The organism is Candidatus Oscillochloris fontis (genome assembly GCF_004138135.1).
Lineage (GTDB): Bacteria > Chloroflexota > Chloroflexia > Chloroflexales > Chloroflexaceae > Oscillochloris > Oscillochloris fontis.
Map to the genome: position 1 here is coordinate 56,860 of NZ_RYFD01000017.1, position 20,709 is coordinate 77,568.

General features: G+C 59.9%; 17 protein-coding genes. 10 read left to right on the forward strand and 7 right to left on the reverse strand.

What is annotated here, in order from left to right; all coding sequences use genetic code 11:
* Positions 1 to 94: 94 nt before the first annotated feature.
* Positions 95 to 1,423, reverse strand: coding sequence for a nucleotide sugar dehydrogenase (locus tag EKD03_RS08665; protein WP_129629624.1), 1,329 nt, complete (start codon positions 1,421 to 1,423; stop codon positions 95 to 97).
* Between the two features lie 275 nt (positions 1,424 to 1,698).
* Between EKD03_RS08665 and EKD03_RS08670 the strand changes: the two genes are divergently transcribed.
* From EKD03_RS08670 to pknB, 6 genes are all read left to right on the forward strand, one after another.
* Entirely contained in the window at positions 1,699 to 2,880 is a 1,182-nt protein-coding gene (locus EKD03_RS08670; RefSeq protein WP_129629626.1) for an acetyl-CoA C-acetyltransferase, read from the forward strand.
* Entirely contained in the window at positions 2,877 to 3,791 is a 915-nt protein-coding gene (locus EKD03_RS08675) for a cation diffusion facilitator family transporter (RefSeq protein WP_129629628.1), read from the forward strand. Before EKD03_RS08670 ends, EKD03_RS08675 begins: the two co-directional genes overlap by 4 nt.
* Positions 3,792 to 3,794: 3 nt before the next feature.
* On the forward strand, positions 3,795 to 4,607 hold the full coding sequence (locus EKD03_RS08680; RefSeq protein ID WP_129629630.1) for a biotin--[acetyl-CoA-carboxylase] ligase: 813 nt from the start codon (positions 3,795 to 3,797) through the stop codon (positions 4,605 to 4,607).
* 101 nt (positions 4,608 to 4,708) lie between these two features.
* Positions 4,709 to 5,809 carry an LCP family protein gene (locus tag EKD03_RS08685; protein ID WP_129629632.1) on the forward strand — a complete coding sequence of 367 codons (1,101 nt, stop codon included), beginning with the start codon at positions 4,709 to 4,711 and terminating at the stop codon, positions 5,807 to 5,809.
* A 67-nt stretch (positions 5,810 to 5,876) separates the two neighbouring features.
* On the forward strand, positions 5,877 to 7,436 hold the full coding sequence (murJ, locus tag EKD03_RS08690; RefSeq protein WP_238613448.1) for a murein biosynthesis integral membrane protein MurJ: 1,560 nt from the start codon (positions 5,877 to 5,879) through the stop codon (positions 7,434 to 7,436).
* A gap of 113 nt (positions 7,437 to 7,549) precedes the next feature.
* Positions 7,550 to 9,367, forward strand: coding sequence for a Stk1 family PASTA domain-containing Ser/Thr kinase (gene pknB, locus EKD03_RS08695; RefSeq protein ID WP_174842845.1), 1,818 nt, complete (start codon positions 7,550 to 7,552; stop codon positions 9,365 to 9,367).
* 56 nt (positions 9,368 to 9,423) lie between these two features.
* Here the strand turns inward: pknB and EKD03_RS08700 are convergent, their stop codons facing one another.
* Positions 9,424 to 9,615 (reverse strand): hypothetical protein, encoded by a 192-nt coding sequence (locus EKD03_RS08700; protein ID WP_129629636.1) that lies wholly within the window; start codon positions 9,613 to 9,615, stop codon positions 9,424 to 9,426.
* Positions 9,616 to 10,181: 566 nt separating this feature from the next.
* Here EKD03_RS08700 and EKD03_RS08705 point away from each other — a divergent pair.
* From EKD03_RS08705 to EKD03_RS08720, 4 genes are all read left to right on the forward strand, one after another.
* Positions 10,182 to 11,651 carry a replication-associated recombination protein A gene (locus EKD03_RS08705; protein ID WP_129629638.1) on the forward strand — a complete coding sequence of 490 codons (1,470 nt, stop codon included), beginning with the start codon at positions 10,182 to 10,184 and terminating at the stop codon, positions 11,649 to 11,651.
* A 3-nt stretch (positions 11,652 to 11,654) separates the two neighbouring features.
* Positions 11,655 to 12,494, forward strand: a complete 840-nt coding sequence (locus EKD03_RS08710) for an AAA family ATPase (protein WP_129629640.1) — start codon at positions 11,655 to 11,657, stop codon at positions 12,492 to 12,494.
* Positions 12,484 to 15,519, forward strand: a complete 3,036-nt coding sequence (locus EKD03_RS08715; protein ID WP_129629642.1) for a tetratricopeptide repeat protein — start codon at positions 12,484 to 12,486, stop codon at positions 15,517 to 15,519. The genes EKD03_RS08710 and EKD03_RS08715 overlap by 11 nt, the downstream gene beginning before the upstream one ends.
* Before the next feature lie 84 nt (positions 15,520 to 15,603).
* Positions 15,604 to 15,849 carry a hypothetical protein gene (locus EKD03_RS08720; RefSeq protein WP_129629644.1) on the forward strand — a complete coding sequence of 82 codons (246 nt, stop codon included), beginning with the start codon at positions 15,604 to 15,606 and terminating at the stop codon, positions 15,847 to 15,849.
* A 71-nt stretch (positions 15,850 to 15,920) separates the two neighbouring features.
* Here EKD03_RS08720 and aroQ read toward each other — a convergent pair whose 3' ends face one another.
* The 5 genes from aroQ to corA form a co-directional block, all read right to left on the reverse strand.
* Positions 15,921 to 16,364, reverse strand: a complete 444-nt coding sequence (gene aroQ, locus EKD03_RS08725; RefSeq protein ID WP_129629646.1) for a type II 3-dehydroquinate dehydratase — start codon at positions 16,362 to 16,364, stop codon at positions 15,921 to 15,923.
* A 15-nt stretch (positions 16,365 to 16,379) separates the two neighbouring features.
* Positions 16,380 to 17,471 (reverse strand): sugar phosphate isomerase/epimerase family protein, encoded by a 1,092-nt coding sequence (locus EKD03_RS08730; RefSeq protein WP_238613449.1) that lies wholly within the window; start codon positions 17,469 to 17,471, stop codon positions 16,380 to 16,382.
* 77 nt (positions 17,472 to 17,548) lie between these two features.
* Positions 17,549 to 19,000, reverse strand: coding sequence for a nuclease domain-containing protein (locus EKD03_RS08735; protein ID WP_129629648.1), 1,452 nt, complete (start codon positions 18,998 to 19,000; stop codon positions 17,549 to 17,551).
* Positions 19,000 to 19,527, reverse strand: coding sequence for a hypothetical protein (locus EKD03_RS08740; protein WP_129629650.1), 528 nt, complete (start codon positions 19,525 to 19,527; stop codon positions 19,000 to 19,002). Before EKD03_RS08740 ends, EKD03_RS08735 begins: the two co-directional genes overlap by 1 nt.
* 122 nt (positions 19,528 to 19,649) lie before the next feature.
* Positions 19,650 to 20,709, reverse strand: a 1,060-nt coding sequence (gene corA, locus EKD03_RS08745; RefSeq protein WP_338030936.1) for a magnesium/cobalt transporter CorA, incomplete at its 5' end; no start/stop codon positions are given.

Consider the following 20,709-nt stretch of genomic DNA (forward strand, 5'->3'; position numbering starts at 1 on the left):
GTCCTTGCACCTTTGCGTCAACAAGAGGCTCGGTTTAGGAACACTCAACCTGTTTACCCAACAAGCCTATCTTAGCATCTACATTCGGCTTGTGCTAGAGCAGATCTACCTTAGCCCGTAATTCGGGTGCCAAATGCGCCGTCGCGTTGCGCGTATCCACCACGGCGGGGGCTAAACGCACAATCTCCTCGTAGGCAAAAGCGCTGTGGTTGGTAATGATCACCGCGCAATCACATTCGCGTAGCAGATCGGCACTCAACGGGGTGGTGGTGTAACGCTGGCCATGGTGCGACGTAAAGGTTGTGACGTGCGGGTCACACGGGATGACCTCGGCTCCATCCTGGGCCAGCAGTTCCAACACCTTGAGCGCGGGCGATTCGCGATAGTCGTCCACATCGGGTTTGTAGGCCACGCCCAACAGGATGATCCGCGAGCCGTTGAGCGCCTTGCGTTGGCGATTGAGTGCCCGCACCACCAGATCATGGACGTGGCGCGGCATCTGGGTGTTGATCTCCCCGGCCAGTTCGATAAAGCGGGTGGTCAGATCATACTCGCGGGCCTTCCACGTCAGGTAGAAGGGGTCAATCGGGATACAATGGCCCCCCAGACCAGGGCCAGGGGTGAACTTCATAAAGCCGTAGGGCTTGGTGGCGGCGGCCTCGATCACTTCCCACACGTTCAGGCCCATACGGTCGCAGAGCAGGGCCAACTCGTTCACGAGGGCGATATTGACGGCGCGGAAGATATTCTCGAAGAGCTTGGTCAGTTCGGCGGCGGCGGGCGAGGAGACCGGTACAACCCGATTGGTGATCTGGTTATAGAAGAGGCTGGCCAACTCGGTGCAGCGCGGCGTGACCCCACCAACGACTTTGGGGGTGTTTTCGACCCCCCAGCCTTTGCTGCTGGTCTGGCCGGGATCAATCCGTTCGGGCGAGAAGGCCAGAAAGATCTCCTGGCCCACCGTCCAGCCGCGTGCCTCTAGGCGCGGCTGGACGATCTCGTGGGTTGTGCCGGGGTAGGTGGTACTTTCGAGGATCACCAACTGGCCGGGGCGCAGGCTGGCCGCAATCGCCTCGGTCGCGGCGATAATGAAGGTCAGATCGGGATCGCGGGTCTGGTTGAGCGGTGTCGGCACACAGATCACCAACAGATCACACTCAGCCATACGGGCCACATCGGTAGTGGCCTCGATCTGTCCAGCGGCATGCAAGCGGCCAAGGAGCGCAGCGGGCACATCGCCAATGTAGCTCTGGCCCTGGTTGATCAGCGCCACACGCTCAGAACTCACATCAAACCCGATCACGCGAAAACCGAGATCGGCGGCTCGCACCGCCATGGGCAACCCGACATAGCCCATCCCGATCACTCCGACCCGTGCGCTGCGCTCGGCAATCTGGCGCTGCAGATTGGTATTTGTATCCATACGTACTTCTGTTGTCCTTCAAGGAGATAGCCGGTGGGGGTTCGGGGGCGGCAAAGCCGCCCCCGAAGATCTTTTTTATTCTGGTTTGGCGGCGTAGCCGCCAAACCAGAATAAAAACTGAAGCCTGGGGCCGCGCCCCATGGGCGTCAAGTTAAGAATCATCCTGTAGGGGCGCGTCGCGACGCGCCCTATTCGCATCGCCCAAGGATAGCATACAATCTCGCATGAGGCTGGTATAATACGCACCTACTACGCATCAAAGAGGAGCACTATCTATGGAAGATGTGGTTATTGTCAGTGCTGCCCGCACCCCGATTGGCAAGTTCAATGGGGCTTTTGCTGGGCTAAGCGCACCCCAACTAGGTGCAGCCGCCATCCGCGCTGCGGTCGAACGCGCCGGGATCGATCCGGCCAGCGTGAGCGAGTGTATTATGGGCAACGTCGTGGGCGCGGGTCTCGGCCAAGCCCCGGCGCGGCAGGCCGCGATTGGCGGCGGTCTGCCCGATAGTGTCGGAGCGTTGACGATCAACAAGGTGTGCGGCAGTGGGTTGAAGGCGGCCATGCTAGGAGCCGCGCTCATCCGCAGTGGTAACGCCGAGGTGATCGTCGCCGGGGGTATGGAGAACATGAGCCGCGTGCCCTACCTGCTCCAGAATGCGCGTAACGGCTACCGGCTCGGCAACGGCGAACTGGTTGATGCGTTGGTGCATGATGGGCTTTGGTGTGCCTTCGAGCATCAGCACATGGGCAACTCCGCCGAGTGGATCGCCCGCGCCCATAATGTCACCCGCGAGCAACAGGACGCCTTCGCCTTCCAATCGCAGCAGCGGGCGATTGCAGCGATGGACGCCGGGCGGCTGAAGGACGAGATCGCCCCGGTGAGCGTCCCCGGCCCCAAGGGCCAGACAACCGTGGTGGACACCGACGAGAACCCGCGCCGCGACACCAGTATGCCCACGCTGGCCAAACTGCGCCCGGCCTTCGCCGCCGATGGTAGCGTCACCGCCGGGAATGCCCCCGGCATCACCGATGGCGCGGCGGCGCTCGTCTTGATGAGCGCAGCGCGAGCGGCGGCGCTCGGCCTGAAGCCACTGGCACGGATTGTCAATTTCGATCAAGCCGCCGTCAAGCCACTGGAGGTCTTCACCGCGCCGACGTTTGCCATCGAGCGCCTGATGCAACGCTCCGGCACCAGCATTGACGACTATGATCTCTTCGAGATCAACGAAGCCTTCGCCGCCCAGGTCGTGGCCAATGTGCGCGCCCTCGGCATTGATCCCGACCGGCTGAATGTGAATGGCGGCGCGATTGCGCTCGGCCACCCCATCGGGGCCAGCGGGGCACGGGTGATCGTCACCCTCATCAACGCGCTGCGCCAGCGCGGAGCCAAGCGCGGGTTGGCCGCACTCTGTCTGGGTGGCGGCGAAGGTGTCGCCATGGATATTGAGGTTCTATGAGTATTGCGCCGGGGTCACTGACCCGCTTTGCCTGGCTCTCCATCGCCGCCGCAGTCGTGACGATTGGGCTGAAGGCTGGGGCCTATGTGGTCACCGGCTCGGTTGGGCTCCTCTCCGACGCCCTCGAATCGCTGGTCAATCTGGCTGCGGCCATCGTCGCCCTCGTGGTATTGACGGTGGCCGCCCGCCCGCCCGATGATGACCACGCCTACGGCCATACCAAGGCCGAATACTTTTCGAGTGGCGTTGAAGGAGCACTGATTCTGGTGGCGGCAGTGAGTATTGCCTACACCGCGATTGAACGCCTCTTCAACCCACAACCGATTGATGCGGTCGGCTTAGGCTTGATCATCTCGGTGATTGCCTCGGCGATCAACTTTGGCGTGGCACGGGTGCTGATGCGCGCCGGACATCACCACCACTCGATCACCCTCGAAGCCGATGCCCACCACCTCATGACCGATGTTTGGACCTCGGTGGGGGTGGTTATCGGAGTGGCCTTGGTGGCATTTACCGGCTGGGATTGGTTCGATCCGGTTATTGCGCTCCTGGTTGCCGTCAATATTGTCTGGACGGGTGTCCAGATCCTGCGCCGCTCGGCGTTAGGCTTACTCGATACAGCGCTGCCCACCGAAGAGCGCCTAACGGTGATGGCGGTTCTTGGTCGTTATGTCGAGTCTGACGGTATTCAATACCACGCGCTACGCACCCGGCAGGCCGCGACGCGGCGCTTCGTCTCGGTACACATCCTGGTTCCCGGTTCGTGGACGGTGTTCCACGGCCACCATCTGCTCGACCGGATCGAGGAAGATGTGCGCAAGGCGCTGCCCAACACGACCATCTTCACCCATCTTGAACCTATCGAAGATCCGAGTTCGTTTACCGATCAGACCCTCGATCCTGGGCGGTAGCACATGAGAGACAGCCCTTCACTTGAACCCAGTGCCATTCTGGACAACCTCGGCACGCACTACCTTCCACGGAGTGTGCAGTGCTATGCTGCGGTTAGTTCGACAATGGACGTGGCACGCCAACAAGTAGCCACGCTCACGGAGAGCGAGCTACCGTTGCTGGTGCTCGCCGATCTGCAAAACAGTGGGCGTGGGCGCTTGGGGCGCACCTGGGTGGCCGAAGCGGGCAGCGCGCTGCTGTTCACCCTGGCCTTCCGCCCCTACTGGCTCGCCCCTGCCCGCGCCTTCACGCTGGTCTGGATGGCTGGAGTTGCCCTATGTGACGCGGTAGCAGAAGTCACCGGGGTAGCGGCCATGCTCAAGTGGCCCAACGACCTGCTGATACCCACACCCAGCGGTGACTACGCCAAAGCGGGGGGGATCTTGCTCGAATCGAACTGGGATGGCCACAAGATCGAGTGGGTCAGTATTGGGATTGGGGTCAACCTCCAGAGCGCCCCGCCGGCGCACACCACGCGCTACCCGACAACCAGCCTCGCTGCCGCCACCGGACAAGCCCCGGAGCGGATCGAAGTGCTGCGCAGTCTATTACGTCACCTCGATCACTGGTACGGACGCCTTCGCAACGGTGAAGAGGCGGCGCTGCTTGCCGCATGGCAACAGCGTCTGCACACCCTCGGTCGCGACGTGAGCGTCCAACTCCCCCACGGCAGCCTGAACGGGTATGCCGAGGCAGTGGATGCCGATGGGGCGCTCCACATCCGCGATCAGGATGGGATCACCCACGTCATCACCAGCGGGGATGTGGGGGCGTAGAGACGCAATATATTGCGTCTCTACGCCCCCTCCCGTTGCCCTTTGACAAGGTGTGGTATAGTAATCTTCAGCAACTCTTTCTAGTGTGGAGAGCTGGAGGTATGTCGTTGTTACGTAGACGCCCCGTTCTCGGCGCCTTCATCCTAATCAGCCTGCTCGCGACCACCGCCCTGTTGCGGCTTGCCTTTGAGTGGCGCCAGGCACTTCATGATATCGATTCGATGATTGTTACGCCAGCGGTGATTCCGCTGCCGACTGATACACTCGCATCCAGTGATAGTTCGCAGACGGTTCTGAACAGCGATCAGGTCTTTGGCCCGCCTAGTGCCCCCGTGAGTAATACGGGCAACCATCCTGCTACGAACGCGGAGGATCTGCCTAGCCTTAGTCAACAGACCGTCACCATTCTCCTCCTCGGCACTGACGCCCGCCCTAGTGATACCGAACCAACCCGCACCGATGCGATTGTGGTGGTACGTCTCGACCGCGATAGCGGACGGGTGAGTATGCTCTCGATCCCACGCGATCTCTGGGTGGATTATCCAAGTGGCGGTGAAGGGCGCATCAATGCGGCCTATGCGGTTGGTGAGAAGAAGTATGGCCCCGGTGGTGGTGCGGCACTCGCCAAGTCTACCGTCGGGAAGCTGATTGGGGTCAAGATTGATCAGTTTGTCCTGATCAACTTCGAGGGCTTCCAAACCCTGATTGACCGGCTGGGTGGCATTAATGTTGATGTCCCGGTGGCGATCTCTGATCCCGCCTACCCCACCGATGATTATGGGACGATCAGTGTCACGTTCAAGGCTGGCCCGCAGGTGATGGACGGCGAACGAGCGCTCATCTATGCGCGTACCCGCCACGCCGATAACGACTTCGGGCGTAACCAGCGCCAGCAGTTGATCCTGATGTCAATCTTCAACCAGATCCTGGATCGCGGGCTGCTTGAACAGTTGACGAGTATTGACGACTATACCGGCGCACTGCGTGGCTATGTCCAGACCGATATGAGCCGTTCGACGATGTTGGCACTGGTCAACTATGCCCGTGATGTCAATATCAATAACGTACTGCGCTACGCAATCGACTCGACAACGATTGTAGAACTCAACCCCCCGGCCACCTTCGCTGCCGAGCCACGTTCACTACGCCGCATCGTGGCCCAGTTTACCGGCGATGCGATCTCAACCGCTGGTGGCGAGTAGGTATTGAAGCATCCTCAGCGCCGTTCGCTCTCCACAGCGAACGGCGCGTTCTGCCTGCATCCCCTCTATGCCTAAGACAACCCACCCGGCTGCGGCTTCAAGCACCATGCGCAGCATCGCCATCGCCGCGCTCCTGATCGGGATCGGCAATATTGCCAGCCGTGCCCTCGGTCTCATCCGCGAACCAGCCATCGCCTACTACTTTGGGCGGGGGACGGCCACCGATGCCTTCACCCTGGCATGGACGGTGCCGAATACGATCTATGACATGCTGATCAACGGCGCAGTCAGTGCCGCGCTCGTGCCGGTGTTTAGTGAATATGCCGAAGGTGATCGCGATGAATTTTGGCGCGTGGTGTCGGGGGTGGTCACTATCGCACTGGCAGCACTCAGCCTGCTGACCGCGCTGGTCGTCTGGCAGGCTCCGGCGGTAGTGGGATTGCTGGTGCAAACCAGCCAACCCGAACTGCGCGCACAGACCACCAGCCTCGTGCGGATGCTCATGCCTGCGGTGCTACTCATGGGCGTATCCGGGCTGACCACGGCGATTCTGCATGCGCGGCAGCAATTCTTGTTGCCCGCATTTGTGGGGGCCACCTTCAACGCCGGGATGATCGCAGGCATCATGCTACTCCACCAGCGCTACGGGGTCAACAGCCTTGCGGGTGGGGCGGTGATCGGGGCACTAGGGCAGGCGATGATTCAACTCCCCGGTCTGCGGGGGGCACGCCTACGCCCCAGTTTTAGTTTGAACCACCCGGCGGTGCGGCGCATCCTGCGCCTCTACGCCCCAGTAGCGCTCGGAATCGGCTTCTCGATCATCGGCACCCTGATTGACCGCTGGCTCGCATCGGGCCTGCCAACTGCACCGACCACCATGCGCTACGCGACCACGCTCATCCAGTTTCCGCTCGGCCTGGTGGCCTCGGCGGTCGCACTGGCGGTGCTGCCGACCCTCTCGCGCCAGAGTTCCAGCGGGAACGAGGAGGCATTCCGCAGCACACTAGCGATGGGACTCAAGGTGGTGCTGTTGCTAATTCTACCCGCCACGGCGGGTTTATGGGCACTCGCCACGCCAATCACGGCATTGCTCTTTGAGCGCGGCGCGTTTGGCAGCAGCGACTCGGCAGCCACAGCGGCGGCACTCATCTACTACCTACCGGGATTGCCCGCAGCGGCGATTGATCAAGTGCTCATCTTTGCCTTCTACTCGCGCAAAAATACGCTCACTCCCAACTTGATCCAGGGAGCCGCGATAGGCTTCTACCTGCTCGTCGCCTTACCGCTGCTGGCCTTCTCGCAGTTGGGCTTCTTGGCACTCGTCCTGGGCAACTCGGCCCAATGGATCGGCCACGCCCTGCTGGCGGCATGGCTCCTCCAGCGCATCGTCCCCATGGGCGGGCAACGGCTGGGTGAAGCGGCCAGCAAGGGTGTAGTGTCCAGCCTGCTGATGGCGCTCGCCATCGCAGGTGTGGCAAGCCTGCTGCACAACAGCGCCCCGTTCATCCAGGTACTCATCGCGGGCGGGGTCGGCGGGGTAGTCTACCTCGCTGCCAGCGCCGTCTTGCAGATCGAGGCGCTGGGATTCTTCGTGGGGGCACTCCGGACGCGGCTGGGGCGGCGGTAGATTCGCGGTGCCGCTACTGCGCTTGACGCTGATCAACGCCACATGCCATAATGAGCGTACCTCACAAGAGCCATAGTTGTTCGGCAGATACCGAACTGGGATAGATGTGCCCCATGCAGCAGAAAGTTCTCGACGGGCGTTACGAACTGGATCGTAAAATTGGTGAAGGTGGCATGGCCCGTGTCTACCTGGGCCGCGATTTGCGGCTGAATCGGCGGGTGGCGATCAAGATTCCGCATCGCCATATGCGTGATGATGCCGATTTCCTCGACCGCTTCCGCCATGAGGCCCAGGCCGCAGCGATATTAGCCCATCCCAATATTGTTGATGTCTATGATGTCGGACAGGATGGCGACATCCACTACATCGTCATGGAGTATGTGGAGGGCACCGACCTCAAGAGCCTGATCAACCGCGAAGCGCCCCTGGCCGTCACGACGGCGGTGGGGATCGCCGCGCAGATCGCCCGTGGCCTCTCGGCAGCGCATCGGGCCGGAATGGTGCATCGCGACATCAAACCCCAAAATGTGATCGTCACCGACGATGGCCATGTGCGGATTACCGATTTTGGGATTGCCAAAAGCCACCTGAGTACCGCCATGACCGAGACCGGGGTTTCGTTGGGAACGGTGGACTACATCTCACCCGAACAGGCGCAGGGACTTCAGGCCACACCCCAATCCGATATCTACGCGCTGGGGATTGTACTCTACGAAATGTTGACTGCCCGCTTGCCGTTCAAGGGCGATTCGGCGGTTGCTGTGGCAATGAAGCACGTCACCGAACAGCCACTCACACCGCGCCAGATCAACCCCCACATCCCGGTGCAACTCGAAGGCTTGATCCTGCGCGCCATGGACAAAGATCCGGCGCGACGGCCACGCAGTGCCCAGGAGTTTGCCGAGCAGTTGGCCAACTACAGCCAACTCGCCGATCAAGAGACGGTGGTGAATGCCGTTTTAGGCAATGAACCCGCCGCCGCACGTCCACCAACCTATGCCCCGGCCCGCCCAACCAGCCCGATCCACACCGGCAATACGGGGCGGGTGAGCATCCCTCCGCCTCGCCCAACCCCCGCACGAGCACCGCAGCAGGAGGGGCTAGGATGTGGCGTCTTTCTGGTGGGGATGCTGATTCTAGCGGGCGTGCTAGGGATTGTCATGCTCTTTAGCAGCGGCGCACTGAATGATCTCTTTGGGCGGCTGAGCAACGGCAATGGCAGCCCCACCCCGGTGGTACTCCAGCCCAGCAATACCAGCCTCCCCGATGAGCCTAGCCCCACCCCCGATGCGCGGGTCAGTGTCCCCAACCTGGTGGGGCTAAGTGACGGCGCGGCACAGGAGTTGCTGCGGTCGCTGCAACTGATCCCCGCGCCCAGATCCGAGAACCATCCGAGTGTCAGCCAGGGCATCGTGATCACGCAGAGCGTGGCGGCAGGCGAACTGCTCGAACCGAATCAGCCGGTAAGCTACACCGTCAGTGTGGGGCCAGTCTTCGTCACCGTCCCGAATGTGCGTCGCATGCCCCAGTCGTCCGCCCAGTCGCAACTGACAGCAGAGGGACTCAAGGTCGTCATCATCGAACAACCCGACCGCGAGATTGACGCGGGCTTCGTGATCAGTCAGACACCCAACCCCGATCTGCGAATTGCCCAAGGTGAGACCGTGACTCTTCGAGTCAGCCTGGGTGATGTGGTGCGGTTTCCCGATGTGATTGGCCTCCAGATCAGTGAGGCGCAGGCCATCCTGGAGCGCACCGAGGGAATCAGGCTTGAGTTCATTGATGAACAAGGCCCAGATCGCCTACCCAATTTTGAGAACTACGCACCGAATCAGGTCGTCAGCGCCCAGATCCGCAATGGGCAGGGGCTGAACAATGGTGATTACGTCCCCCGTGATAGTGTGATCATCCTGGGGATACGCAAACCCTAGCGCAAACTCAAAGGGGCCGACGGGGAATACCCCGTCGGCCCCTTTGGTATATCAGACTAGACCAGTGTCATCGCCCCATGGCGGCGCATATCCTCGGCCTTCTCAAGCAATTGGCGGCGAACATCCACATTCATCGCCTGAGATGCGGAGTGACGCCACTCCTCATCTACTACCCATGCCCACTGTCCAGCTTCAGTTGTAATCCAGCGCGGAGCCTTCGGAGCCTCAAGTCGTAGTCGGTCACCCATACGAATGACGGTACCTCTCATTAGTGTAATTGATGATTCCCGCTATTCATTATATGAGCATGAGTTACAATCCAGATACTCACATGGTGGTGTTAGTGGATGTACCCCAACCTGCATGTTTTTGTATTGTTTGGCGGCGAAGCCGCCAAACAATACAAAAAAACTTCGGGGGCGGCAAGCCGCCCCCGAAACTCCACCAGAGGTAGGTTTTTAGGTGATTGGGCGCTGCCCCGCTGGCCTTGCGGCAAGCGGCGCGGAGGAGATTAGGAGAGAATAGAGGAATCAGAGGAATAAGGTCGGAGTGGGTATCCGGGGACTTATTCGCAAGCCGTTTCCTTTGGGGCCGCGCCATCTAGTTACCTATAGCATACGCCTTCGTCTGCGGGTATGCAATAGTTCATTACTCCTGCTTTAGGGCACCCCTGGTGGAGGTTCGAGGTCGGCTTGGCCGCCAAACAATACCAACAATACCCATGCCCTGAGAAACTGCCGGGCGGTAGCCCGTGCGGAGTGTCACCTATGCTACAATAAGATAACGACTGAACCGCCTATTTTGTTGCACCTCTATGCCCCCCAAACGTGCTCCAACCCTCTTTGATGCGCAACGTACCGCCGCCTTGCAAAGTCAAGCACCGCTGGCGACTCGGATGCGTCCGCGAACGCTGGAGGAATACGCCGGGCAGCAGCATCTGGTGGGCGAGGGTAAGTTACTGCGGCGCGCAATCACCGGCGATCAACTCTTCTCGATCATTCTGTGGGGGCCACCAGGGAGTGGCAAGACCACGCTGGCGCGGATCATTGCCAGTAGTACCAATGCCCACTTCAGCCAAGTGAGTGCGGTGAGTGCGGGGGTGGCCGATCTGCGGGCGGTGATCCAAGAGGCGCAGGATCGCTTGGGCATGTACCAGCAGCGCACGGTACTCTTCATTGATGAGATTCACCGCTTCAACAAGGGCCAGCAGGATGCGGTGTTGCCCTATGTTGAGGATGGCACGGTGATTCTGATCGGGGCTAGTACCGAGAATCCCTCGTTTGAGGTGAATAGTGCGCTCCTCTCGCGGGCACGGGTCTTTACGCTCCAAGCGCTCGGAGATACCGAAATTGGCCAACTGGTGGATCGGGCGCTCAGTGATGCGGAACGCGGCTTGGCCACCTACCAACCCATGCTCGCCGCCGATGCGCGTAGCTATCTGATCAATATGGCCAACGGTGATGCCCGCACCGCGCTCAATGCGTTGGAGGCCGCCGTCCTCTCCAAAGCCCCTAGCTTGGGCGACAAACGCCTGATTACCCTTGATGACATCCGCGATGCCTTGCAGAGCCGCGCCACCCGCTACGATAAGCACGGTGAACTGCATTATGACGCGATTTCAGCCTTGCACAAGAGTGTCCGCGATAGTGACCCCGACGGAGCGCTCTACTGGCTCGGTCGCATGCTCGATGGCGGCGAAGATCCGCTCTATATCGCCCGGCGCATCGTGCGGATCGCCGTCGAAGATGTTGGCCTCGCCGATCCCCACGCCTTACCCCAGACAATTGCCGCCCAACAGGCGATCCACTTCCTCGGTCAACCCGAAGGGGAACTCGCCCTCGCCCAAGCGGTGGTCTATCTCTGCCAAGCCCCCAAGAGCAACGCGCTCTACCGCGCCTATGCGGCGGTGCAAAAGGATGTCGCCGAGACCCGCAACGAGCCGGTGCCATTACACCTGCGCAACGCCCCCACTGGCTTGATGCGCAACCTAGGATATGGCAAGGGCTATGAGTATGCACATGATCTCCCCGCTGGACGCTCAGAGCAGACCCACCTGCCGCCTAATCTCGCAGACCGCATCTACTACGAACCGACCAACAATGGCTTTGAAGTGCGCATCAGTGAGCGCCTTGCATGGCGGCGGGAACGACCCACCAGCCCGCCACTACCCTCACCACCCTCACCTCCGCCGCAAGCGCACGATGTAGCACCGGGAGAAGAGCCACAAATTGCGCCTGATGAAGAGCCGCCACCCCGTCGTCGCGGACAAGTGCGCAAGAGTTGAGCAATGCACAACCTGTTTGTCAACCGGCAACAACAACTTGAACATGTGCGTAGGAGCTTGGCAGAAACCAGTAGCAGACGAATCATCCGCATCAGTGCCGGGCCGGGAATGGGGAAATCGTGGCTCCTGCGTCGCTTTGCCCAGGATGCTGCCGAGCATAGGGTGCGCCGGGTGTTGCTCGATCTGCGTGATGGCCATGCCTATGATGTGCTGAGCCTCGTGCGCTCCTTTCGCGATCAGCTCGGTAGTGATGCGTTTCACGCGCTCACCATGGCGATCAATGCCGCAACCGCGCCACGCATCGGCCCCGGAAGAGACGATCATGCCCCACAGGCAACCACCCTGCGCGATAACCTGCTGATCATCCAAGCCGATAACCCGCTGGTGATGCAGGCCATCGAGAAACGGATCACGCAGGTCTTCTTCGCATGTCTGCAAGAATTGGAACGCCACGGCCCGATCCTCTTTCTCTTTGATAGCTATGAGCATGCCTCGTCAAGCACAAACCAGTGGCTCAGTAACCTTACCGACCGCTGGATCACCACTGAGTTACTCACCCGTATTCGTGATGGCCAGTTACGCCATACGGTGGTCGTGCTGGCAGGACGGCGCGTACCCTCGTTTGGGAACGAGTGGGACGCGGTGACTGGGCTCTTGCCGGTCGGTCTCTTCAGCCACGCGGATGTCGCATACTATCTCCGCGAAAAGCGCGGCCTCACCATGCTGAGTGATGCCGATATTGCGGCGATCTTCACGTTGGTACGCGGCCACCCCCAACTTCTCGCAATGATGGGCGATACCCTTGTGCGTCTAGTCGACTCAGGTGCCTCCTATGGCGATTGATCTACAAGCCTACCTTGGACACATCCATACGACCGCCGAAAATGGGGCACGAGTGAATCTTGGTCAGATGATCCTCAACCCACTCTTGGCCAGTAGCAGTCCGGTACAGGCGGAACTTTTGCGCCGTTGTGCCATTCCGCGCTGGTTCGATGCCTCGGTGCTGCGCGTCCTGCGTGAACATGAAGAGGGCAACACCCACTTGCTGGCGGAGTTGCGCCAACTCAACTGCTTTCACGATCTTGGTGATGGGCGGCTGGCCTACCACCCCGAAGTACGCGCCATCTTACTGAGAGAATGGGAACGCCAACGCCATGATGAATTGACCCAAATTCATCGCCGCATGTATAGTTATTTCAGTAACCGCACAACCCCGCCCGGATCTACGCGCCGCGCCATGTCGCTGATGCCAGAGAGTAGTCTGCTGAGTGTCGTGCCGATCAGTCTGCAATCCGATCTGTTTCAGCGTGAAGCGCTCTACCACCTGATCCATGTTGACCCGATCCGGGGCATAGATGAACTACGCGCCACCTTTAACGAGTTGGCGCGCAACCACCGCATGGTTGATGCCGAGCTCCTGCTTCAGGCGGCTGATTCGGCGACTCTCAACTCACTCCAACAGCGCTGGATTCAATACATGCGGGCGCGGATTGAACAGAATAGCCTCAACCTCGATGGTGCAGTGCAGCAGTACGAGGCGCTGGGCACTATGCCCGATCTTGACCCCGAATTGCGCGCCGAGGCCAACCGTGGCTTGGCCGAGGTCTATGCTGAGATGGGGCAGTGGGGCCGATCCATTCGGCTCTACAAACAGAGCCTCGACTACTTTATGCGTACCAACAACCAACGCACCAGTGCCGAAACGATGGTTCTGCTAGGTGAGGCATACCAGGGATTGGGGTTGCGGCTCGGCAGTTGGCACGTCTCCAGCACAACAAGCTACGAGCAGCGTTTCGGACTCTGGTTGATCGGCGTACCCTTTCAGATCCTCAACCTGCTGCTCGGCCCCCAGCAGCACCGCCTACCCTTACCCAGCTACTGCGCCCACTACCAGAACTGGTTTCTCATCCGGCTCTTTAATACCGCACGTGACTGGTTTATACAGGCGCGCAACCACTACCAACGCCTGAATGATGAGGGCGGCATGCTGCGCGCCGAACAACGGGTCATTGATATACTTCGGCTCTACGGCTACCACGAGGAGGCCCGCATCAAGATCGAGGCGCTAATCAAACGCCCCCCAGCCCGCGACCCCTACTGGCGAGCATGGCTGGATCGGAGCCTCGCTGAGTGTTATCTGGCCGCCAACAACCCAGCGCGGGCGCAGGAACTCCTCACGCATGCCCTCACGGTCTTCCGTGAGTTTGGTGATATCCGACGTGAAGCGACCATCCTTATGCTGCATGGCCAAGCCGCCATGCAGTCCGGTGATAGTGCGGCGGCCTTGCAGAGCTTTGCGACGGGGCTACACCACTACCGCCACATGGGTTATGCAACTGCCCGCGAGCGCATTCTGCACGAGTTGCGGAGCTGGAAGAACCACCCCGACACCCCCGAAGCCATCCGGAGCCAGATCAGCGCTCTGATTGCTGCCGAACCAGAGAAGCGCTATACGCAGCGTTTTACCCGCAGCTATTTGCCACTACTCCAGATTATCGGCCAGATCACCATCCCGCTTGGGTTGCTGCTCATGGCAATGAGCGTCCCGATCACGCACAGTATCCACCTCGGATCTGGGGTACTGGCGAGCACGATTCTCTACGATCCTCTGCACATTGTGGGGGTTGTGCTCCTCTTCATTCTCGTGCTGAGTGCCAGCCACGCCGCAATGGCAAGCATCCTGATCTTTGGCCTCCCAATCAGTCGGATTGAAGCGGAGCAACCCGATATGATCATCACCACTCCCGAAGCGATCACCTGCTACGACCGCTTGGGGCAACCCAAACACCAGATGCTCTGGCATGAGGTAGAGACGTGGCGAATACTGGATCGTTGTAGTTGGAAACGCCCATTACCGCTCTCCTCTGGCAGTCTATTGCAGAATAGAGCGGGCCAGCAACTCCAGATCCCCGGCGTCACCAACTGGTATGCCGAGCTCCAGATTGATGTAGGCGAGCGCCTCGCCGCTGTGAGCAACCCGTGTCGCCCCACCGACCTAACCTACCGGCTGCTAAAGAGTTGGAGTGGCCTCTCTCTGGTGATCGGGGTACTCCTAATTCTCCTTGTGGGCAGCCTTGAAAACCAGAATCTGGGGCTACCACTCTGGATACCGGCGCAACTCTATGCGCTGATCACCAGCATCGCCCTGAGTGGGGTTGCCATTCTGGTGCCCCTGGCCTACTGGTTGGTGAACCGGCCACTCAGCCTGCAACGCTCGCTCCTCCACGAAGAGATCTGGCCCAAGGCGCTGTTCATCCTCGGTGCCCTGCCGGTGATCCTCTATGGGATCAGTTGGGGTTCGGCGCTCCCCGTGGGCGTACTCAACGCCTCAACCTTCGTGTGGGGGATCTATACAATCACCGAAGCCACATTTGCGCGTTTCCTGGCCGCACGCCCCCAACTACGCATGCCCGGCGCACTCCTGGCCAGCCTGCTCGCAACCATCATGGTGTGGCACCCCATTCAGGCCGATTACCAGTGGCAAACCAGCCTCATTGCCCGCAACCAGATCGCCGCCGCACTGGCCAAACAGCAGACACCCGCGCCAACCACACTCGCTAACTGTCAGGCTGCTGCCACCGCCCGCACGTTAGGCTACAATGCCTTTCGTACCTACACGCTCCAAGCCGATTGTGCCGGACTGACCGGAAACTGGATCGGGGCAGTCAACGCCTACCAAGCTGCGTTGTCCCATGCACCATCGAATTCCGCTCAACGAACGCTCACCCTCTACAATCTCTGGAATGCGACCTATCAGGTGAATCCTGAAGAGGCGGCATTGGTATTGCAGCAATTCAACACGCTGTGTGGCACATCCCAGCAAGCGGCGTCGGTTTGCCAACACGTGGCGAGTTATATGCAGCGCTAAGGGTTGCTGATTCTGAGACTAAAAGGTATAGTATGGAAGGAACATGCTTAGCCTTCGCATGTGTGCGTCTTGAAGGAGCCGTTCATGACACTTGACGAAGCCATCGCGGAATTGACCAACCGGATCAGTGCCGCTAGCCCCAGCAGCGTAGTACGCATCACACGCGTATCGGGCGAAGAGGCCACTATTCGCGCCTATGCGCCCACAACCGATGAGAACGCGATCAAAGATACGACTCTGGATCTAACGATTCAACTCCTCACCAGTGAAGGGCTTGATATCCAGGTGCTTGTCTATGATATCGCAACCTCACTGCCACCAGAAGAGTAGGGATCTTACGCAGGCAACACAACGGGCTGGTGGCGATGCCACCAGCCCGCTTGCGTTGCCCCAGCATCCACCTACACCGATCCATGCTCGGCGATCAACCACTCCAAGGCTAACAGATAGCCGCGCCAGCCCAACCCGGCAATTTGGCCAGTTGCCACCGGAGCCACCACCGAGGTGTGGCGGAATGGCTCGCGCCGATAGACATTCGAGATGTGAACCTCGATGATCGGAGCTTTGAGCATCGCCAGAGCATCGCGCAACGATAAGCCATAGTGGGTCAACGCACCGGGGTTAATGATGATCCCATGCGCCAACCAGCCGGTAGTCTGGATGAAATCAACCAGATCACCCTCGTGGTTAGACTGGATGCAGTGCAGTTCTAGCCCCGTTGCGGCGGCGCGCTCATGCAACGCCTGATCAATCGCGGCGAGGGTCATCGCCCCATAGATCTCCGGCTCACGCCGCCCCAGCATATTCAGATTTGGCCCATGGATGACCGCAATCGTGCGCGGCATAGCGGCTCCTTCAGCTTATACCCGTGGCAACATCCCAATCGTGCGCAGATAGGTGATACTCGAAGCAAACTGCTGATCCTCATAAAAGCAGTTCATATCCTCAGCAGCACCGCGCTCCCAAGGGGTACGCCAATCATCACCCACCGAGCGCGAGCTACGCGCAAACTCGCGCAGCACCGGCAACAGATCACGCACATCACGGGACGGGTAACCCACCCACCAGTCATCGGCATAGAGGCGGATATGGCGCGCACTGTGGTTGACCAATTCGATCTGGCAGGGCGCACTCGGCGCATACTGGTCAATCGCCGCAAAGAGCCGCCGCAGGTTCATATCGCCCTCACCCAACGAACAGCGCACTAAACGCCAACCCTGGTCGGAAGGATAGACCGTATAGTCGGAGATGTGAATATTGCGCACGTAGGGGCTTACGCGCTCCAGGCATGCCAGCGGCTCTTCGGCCACAATAAAGGCATTCACGGCATCAAAAGTCACCCCAATATGCTGGCCACCCACCGCAGCAATGATTTGGAGCAGATCATCCGCTGTGGCATCCTGGTGGTTCTCAATTGCCAAGATGACATCATGCTTCTCGGCGAGTGAACGCACCGCACGCAAACGCGCACTGACCTCATCAAGATAACGCCCCCAATCAGTGATCAGCCGCGAGCGCCACCCTTCTAGCACCGAACTGATCGTCACCCGCAGCACCCGTGCGCCCAATGCCGCCGCCGCTGGGATATGGCGCTCCAAGGTGGCCACATCAGCCACATCGCTATCCACCACGGCAATAAGATGGCAGGCGGCAATCCGTGCACGTAAGGCATGTAGACGCTCAATACCCAGATCGGGGAGCATCTCCAGCGGGAACTCAACGCTCTGCAAACCCGCCCGCACCGCCAATGTGATGATATCATCAATGCTAAACGGCTTGCTAACAACCCGATTGGTACCGCGACCGACTAGGCCACAGCGGTAACTAAAACTGAGGGCAGAGAGGCCGATCAGCACGGTGCGGCGCTCCTCATGCAAGAGTGCATATAGATTACGAGTAACAAACAGAATGTTGGTTATTGTACCACAAATCTTGTCGGGTTCCCCGATCATCCCGTAGGGGCTACGCCTCCCCCGCAGATCTTTTTTTGTTCTGTTTTGGCGGCAAAGCCACCAAAACAGAACAAAAACTAGACACCCATGCTCTGCGCCAACCAGGGGCTGAGGTCATGGATCAGATCGGGGCGCAACGGGATGAGTGCGATTCCATTCGGGTAGATCTCCGCTGCCCCCTGGCCGGGGTAGAGCAGTGCCACCGCGTGGACGACACGCTGCCCAGCGGGGGTGCCGATGCTGCCCAGATAGCTGTAGGCATCGGCCAATGCAGCTTCGGGTAGCCCACCATGTGGATCGCGGCGGTATTTGGCGTCGAGGATGATCACGTGGGGGGCCGCGTGTGCGCAGGTGATCTCCAGCGCTAAGTCGGGGATGCGGGTGTGGCGATCCAGGGAGCCGAGATCATGCCCGCCAGGGGTGTAGCGCGGCTGGTAGCGCAGGTTGAGGCGGTACGCGCCATGTTCCAACTGAACCAAGCTGCCACCCTCGGTCAAGACCACGCCCCAATCATCCTGCGTAGGTTGGAGCAGGTTTTGGGCAACTGCTTGCAAGACGGGGAGTTCGAGCAGCGCCAGGGCGACCCGCAGCGCACACCAGCGCTCATAGAGCAGATCCAGACGTTGAATGGGTAACGCCAGCGTCGCGGCATCCCACGCCACCAGGGGATGCTGCTGGAGGTGCCGCCACATCTGCCACACCCGGCGCAGATCGGGGTCACGCTGCATCCGCGTGGTCGGGCCAGACACCTGGGTGCGCGGGCCGACCATGCCCAGCACGGGGCTGGCACGCAGGTGCTGGATGCGCGTATGCGCCGCTTCGAGTGCGTGCCGTGCCGCGCCGGGCAGACCGGGATAGATGAGCGACTGGCTGATCCGGTGCGCAAGGCGGGTGAGGGTCTGCTTGAGCAGGCGGTTCTCCAACGAATCGAAACTCGTCTGTGGCTGTGGTTCGAGCAACCCCTCTGGCGGCAGGCGATCCAGGCGCGAAAAATCGCGCATGCGACCCGGATCGCTGCGCCGCACTTGCGGGCGGAGATGATCGGGGGGCCGTTGCAGCAGACGTTCAGCCGCGAGACAGAAACGATCCAGATCCGCGCCGAGTAGGGTAGCCAGATCCTCGGCGGGAGTGAGCGGGGCAGTGGCGGGGAGCCACGCGGTAGGCAGGAGCGCCCCGCGCAGCGCCAGCAGGAGGCGCGGGCCAAGTACGTCGAGATCGGCGAGCAGTGCCTGATACTGCGCGGAATCCAGGGCTGACGAGCGCACCCAGAGCGCCACCGACTGCATCTCGGTTGCGCCGCTGGGCCACGTCGCGCACACCCGCAGCGCCAGCACCCCGACACTCGTTTGGGGTGGCACCACCCAGCGCCAGGTCGGATCGCCAGGGCGTAAGAAGGGCAGCAGGGCCACCTCTGCCAACCAGAGTTGGAGCGTGGCCCCGGATGGGGGCACACAGGCAAGTTCAGCCGGACGCCACAGTTCCAGTGCCGACTCCGGCCCTAGCGGCTGGCCATCGAGCCACAGATCCACTACGCGGTGGGGGTGCTCGGCACCTTAAACTTCGCAACCGCCGTCAGCGTCGACTCGATCCCATCGTTGCCACGGAGAACATCGGCCAAAACCTGGGAGGCCAGACCGAGGAGGAACGTGATGTCGCTGGTGGTCGTATTGCGAATATACTCAGTCGAGATCACCTTCTGCTGCAACAACTCAAAGACGATAATCAGGCTAATCCCGGTCGTCATATGCAGCGCGAAGGAGGTCGCCGCATTCGCACTAGCCCCCGCAATCGGCACGAGCGAGGCCAACTCAGAAGCCACCTTCATCCCACTCCCCGAACCAGTCAGAATCCCCGTAAAGATCGTCAACCCCTTGAGGTTGCTATAGCCATAGACCTGCCCAAGCTGATGGGCCATCGTCTTGATGATCAGCGCTTGAGGAACCGCATCAATCGCCGGTAATGGGATGAATGACTTGATGCTAAAGGATGTCCCGGCCCCAGCGGTTGCGAACGCGAGCGCGTATTGTATTCCCTCTTTAATGTCTTGTGCAGACATGGTTTCCCCTTAGGCGAGCAGAGAGTAAGAACCCTGTAGGGATGATAATACGCTCACCCCAACGACAGAAAGACAGAAGAGAGCCTGCGAGTAGAAATCGGATAACTCGGGGTGAACAAACCTCACCACCATCTGCGGCTCTTAAAAAAGAGGCCCAGCGTCAACCCAATGGAGAGCATCAGCGCCAGCGCAAAGGGGTAGCCCCAAGGCCACGCAAGTTCCGGCATATGGGCGAAGTTCATGCCATAGATGCCCGCCACCAGTGAACATGCCATCAGGATGATCGAGGCGAGCGTCAGCACCTTCACCAATTGGTTGAGTTGATTGGACTGAAGCGAGAGATAGCTATCCAGCGCACTCGAGAGCAGATCGCGGTAGGTATCAATACTATCCGTCACTCGCACCAGATGGTCATAGACATCCTGCATATAGGCCATCTCTGGGCCACGCAGGGCAATCATCTCTTGACGCAAGAGCACATTCAGCACATCGCGCTCAGGTGCAACCACCCGCCGCAGGAGCAACAGATCCTTCTTGAGTTGAAAGATGTCCTGAATAGCTTCGGTACGGAAACGGCTAAAAATCGTATCCTCAAGCTCTTCAACTCGATCCACGACCTGATCCATCAAGGTGAAGTAGTTATCCACAATCATATCGAGCAGCGCGTGGAGCAAACGGGGCACATTCTGGCCAATCGGCGTATTGGAGGTGCGCCAGAGATCCAGCGTGGCCTGCACCTCACTGATCGGGCCACGCCGGATGGTCACCAGATAGTTCGGGCCAACAAAGAGGTTCAAGTTGAGCAGGTGCAGTTTGAGATCATCTCCAGCCACATAGCGCGCCGAATAGAAGATCAGCAGGTAGTAGTTCTCATAACTATCCACCTTAGGGCGCTCGTGATCGCGCACCGCATCTTCGATGGCTAAGGGATGAAAACCAAACTCAGCGGAGAGCAGTTGCACCTCGGCCTCATCGGGTGCCTCAAGGTCGAGCCACAGCAACGTCTGTGGATCGGCCACATAGTCACTGATCAAGCTAAGATCAGTCACCTGCTGAAAGGTGCCATTATGGCTGATGTGGAGCGTGTACATCGCGCAGACTACACGTATCCGTTCACGCCCCCCCAGCAGGCAGTAATTGTGGGGCAGGCTGATTCGCCCAATACGCCGTAACCGCAGCGAT

Coding starts and splice junctions, on each gene's coding strand:
- EKD03_RS08665 (WP_129629624.1), bottom strand. CDS start 1,423: ATGGATACAAATACCAATCTGCAGCGCCAGATTGCCGAGCGCAGCGCA.
- EKD03_RS08670 (WP_129629626.1), top strand. CDS start 1,699: ATGGAAGATGTGGTTATTGTCAGTGCTGCCCGCACCCCGATTGGCAAG.
- EKD03_RS08675 (WP_129629628.1), top strand. CDS start 2,877: ATGAGTATTGCGCCGGGGTCACTGACCCGCTTTGCCTGGCTCTCCATC.
- EKD03_RS08680 (WP_129629630.1), top strand. CDS start 3,795: ATGAGAGACAGCCCTTCACTTGAACCCAGTGCCATTCTGGACAACCTC.
- EKD03_RS08685 (WP_129629632.1), top strand. CDS start 4,709: ATGTCGTTGTTACGTAGACGCCCCGTTCTCGGCGCCTTCATCCTAATC.
- murJ (WP_238613448.1), top strand. CDS start 5,877: ATGCCTAAGACAACCCACCCGGCTGCGGCTTCAAGCACCATGCGCAGC.
- pknB (WP_174842845.1), top strand. CDS start 7,550: ATGCAGCAGAAAGTTCTCGACGGGCGTTACGAACTGGATCGTAAAATT.
- EKD03_RS08700 (WP_129629636.1), bottom strand. CDS start 9,615: ATGGGTGACCGACTACGACTTGAGGCTCCGAAGGCTCCGCGCTGGATT.
- EKD03_RS08705 (WP_129629638.1), top strand. CDS start 10,182: ATGCCCCCCAAACGTGCTCCAACCCTCTTTGATGCGCAACGTACCGCC.
- EKD03_RS08710 (WP_129629640.1), top strand. CDS start 11,655: ATGCACAACCTGTTTGTCAACCGGCAACAACAACTTGAACATGTGCGT.
- EKD03_RS08715 (WP_129629642.1), top strand. CDS start 12,484: ATGGCGATTGATCTACAAGCCTACCTTGGACACATCCATACGACCGCC.
- EKD03_RS08720 (WP_129629644.1), top strand. CDS start 15,604: ATGACACTTGACGAAGCCATCGCGGAATTGACCAACCGGATCAGTGCC.
- aroQ (WP_129629646.1), bottom strand. CDS start 16,364: ATGCCGCGCACGATTGCGGTCATCCATGGGCCAAATCTGAATATGCTG.
- EKD03_RS08730 (WP_238613449.1), bottom strand. CDS start 17,471: ATGATCGGGGAACCCGACAAGATTTGTGGTACAATAACCAACATTCTG.
- EKD03_RS08740 (WP_129629650.1), bottom strand. CDS start 19,527: ATGTCTGCACAAGACATTAAAGAGGGAATACAATACGCGCTCGCGTTC.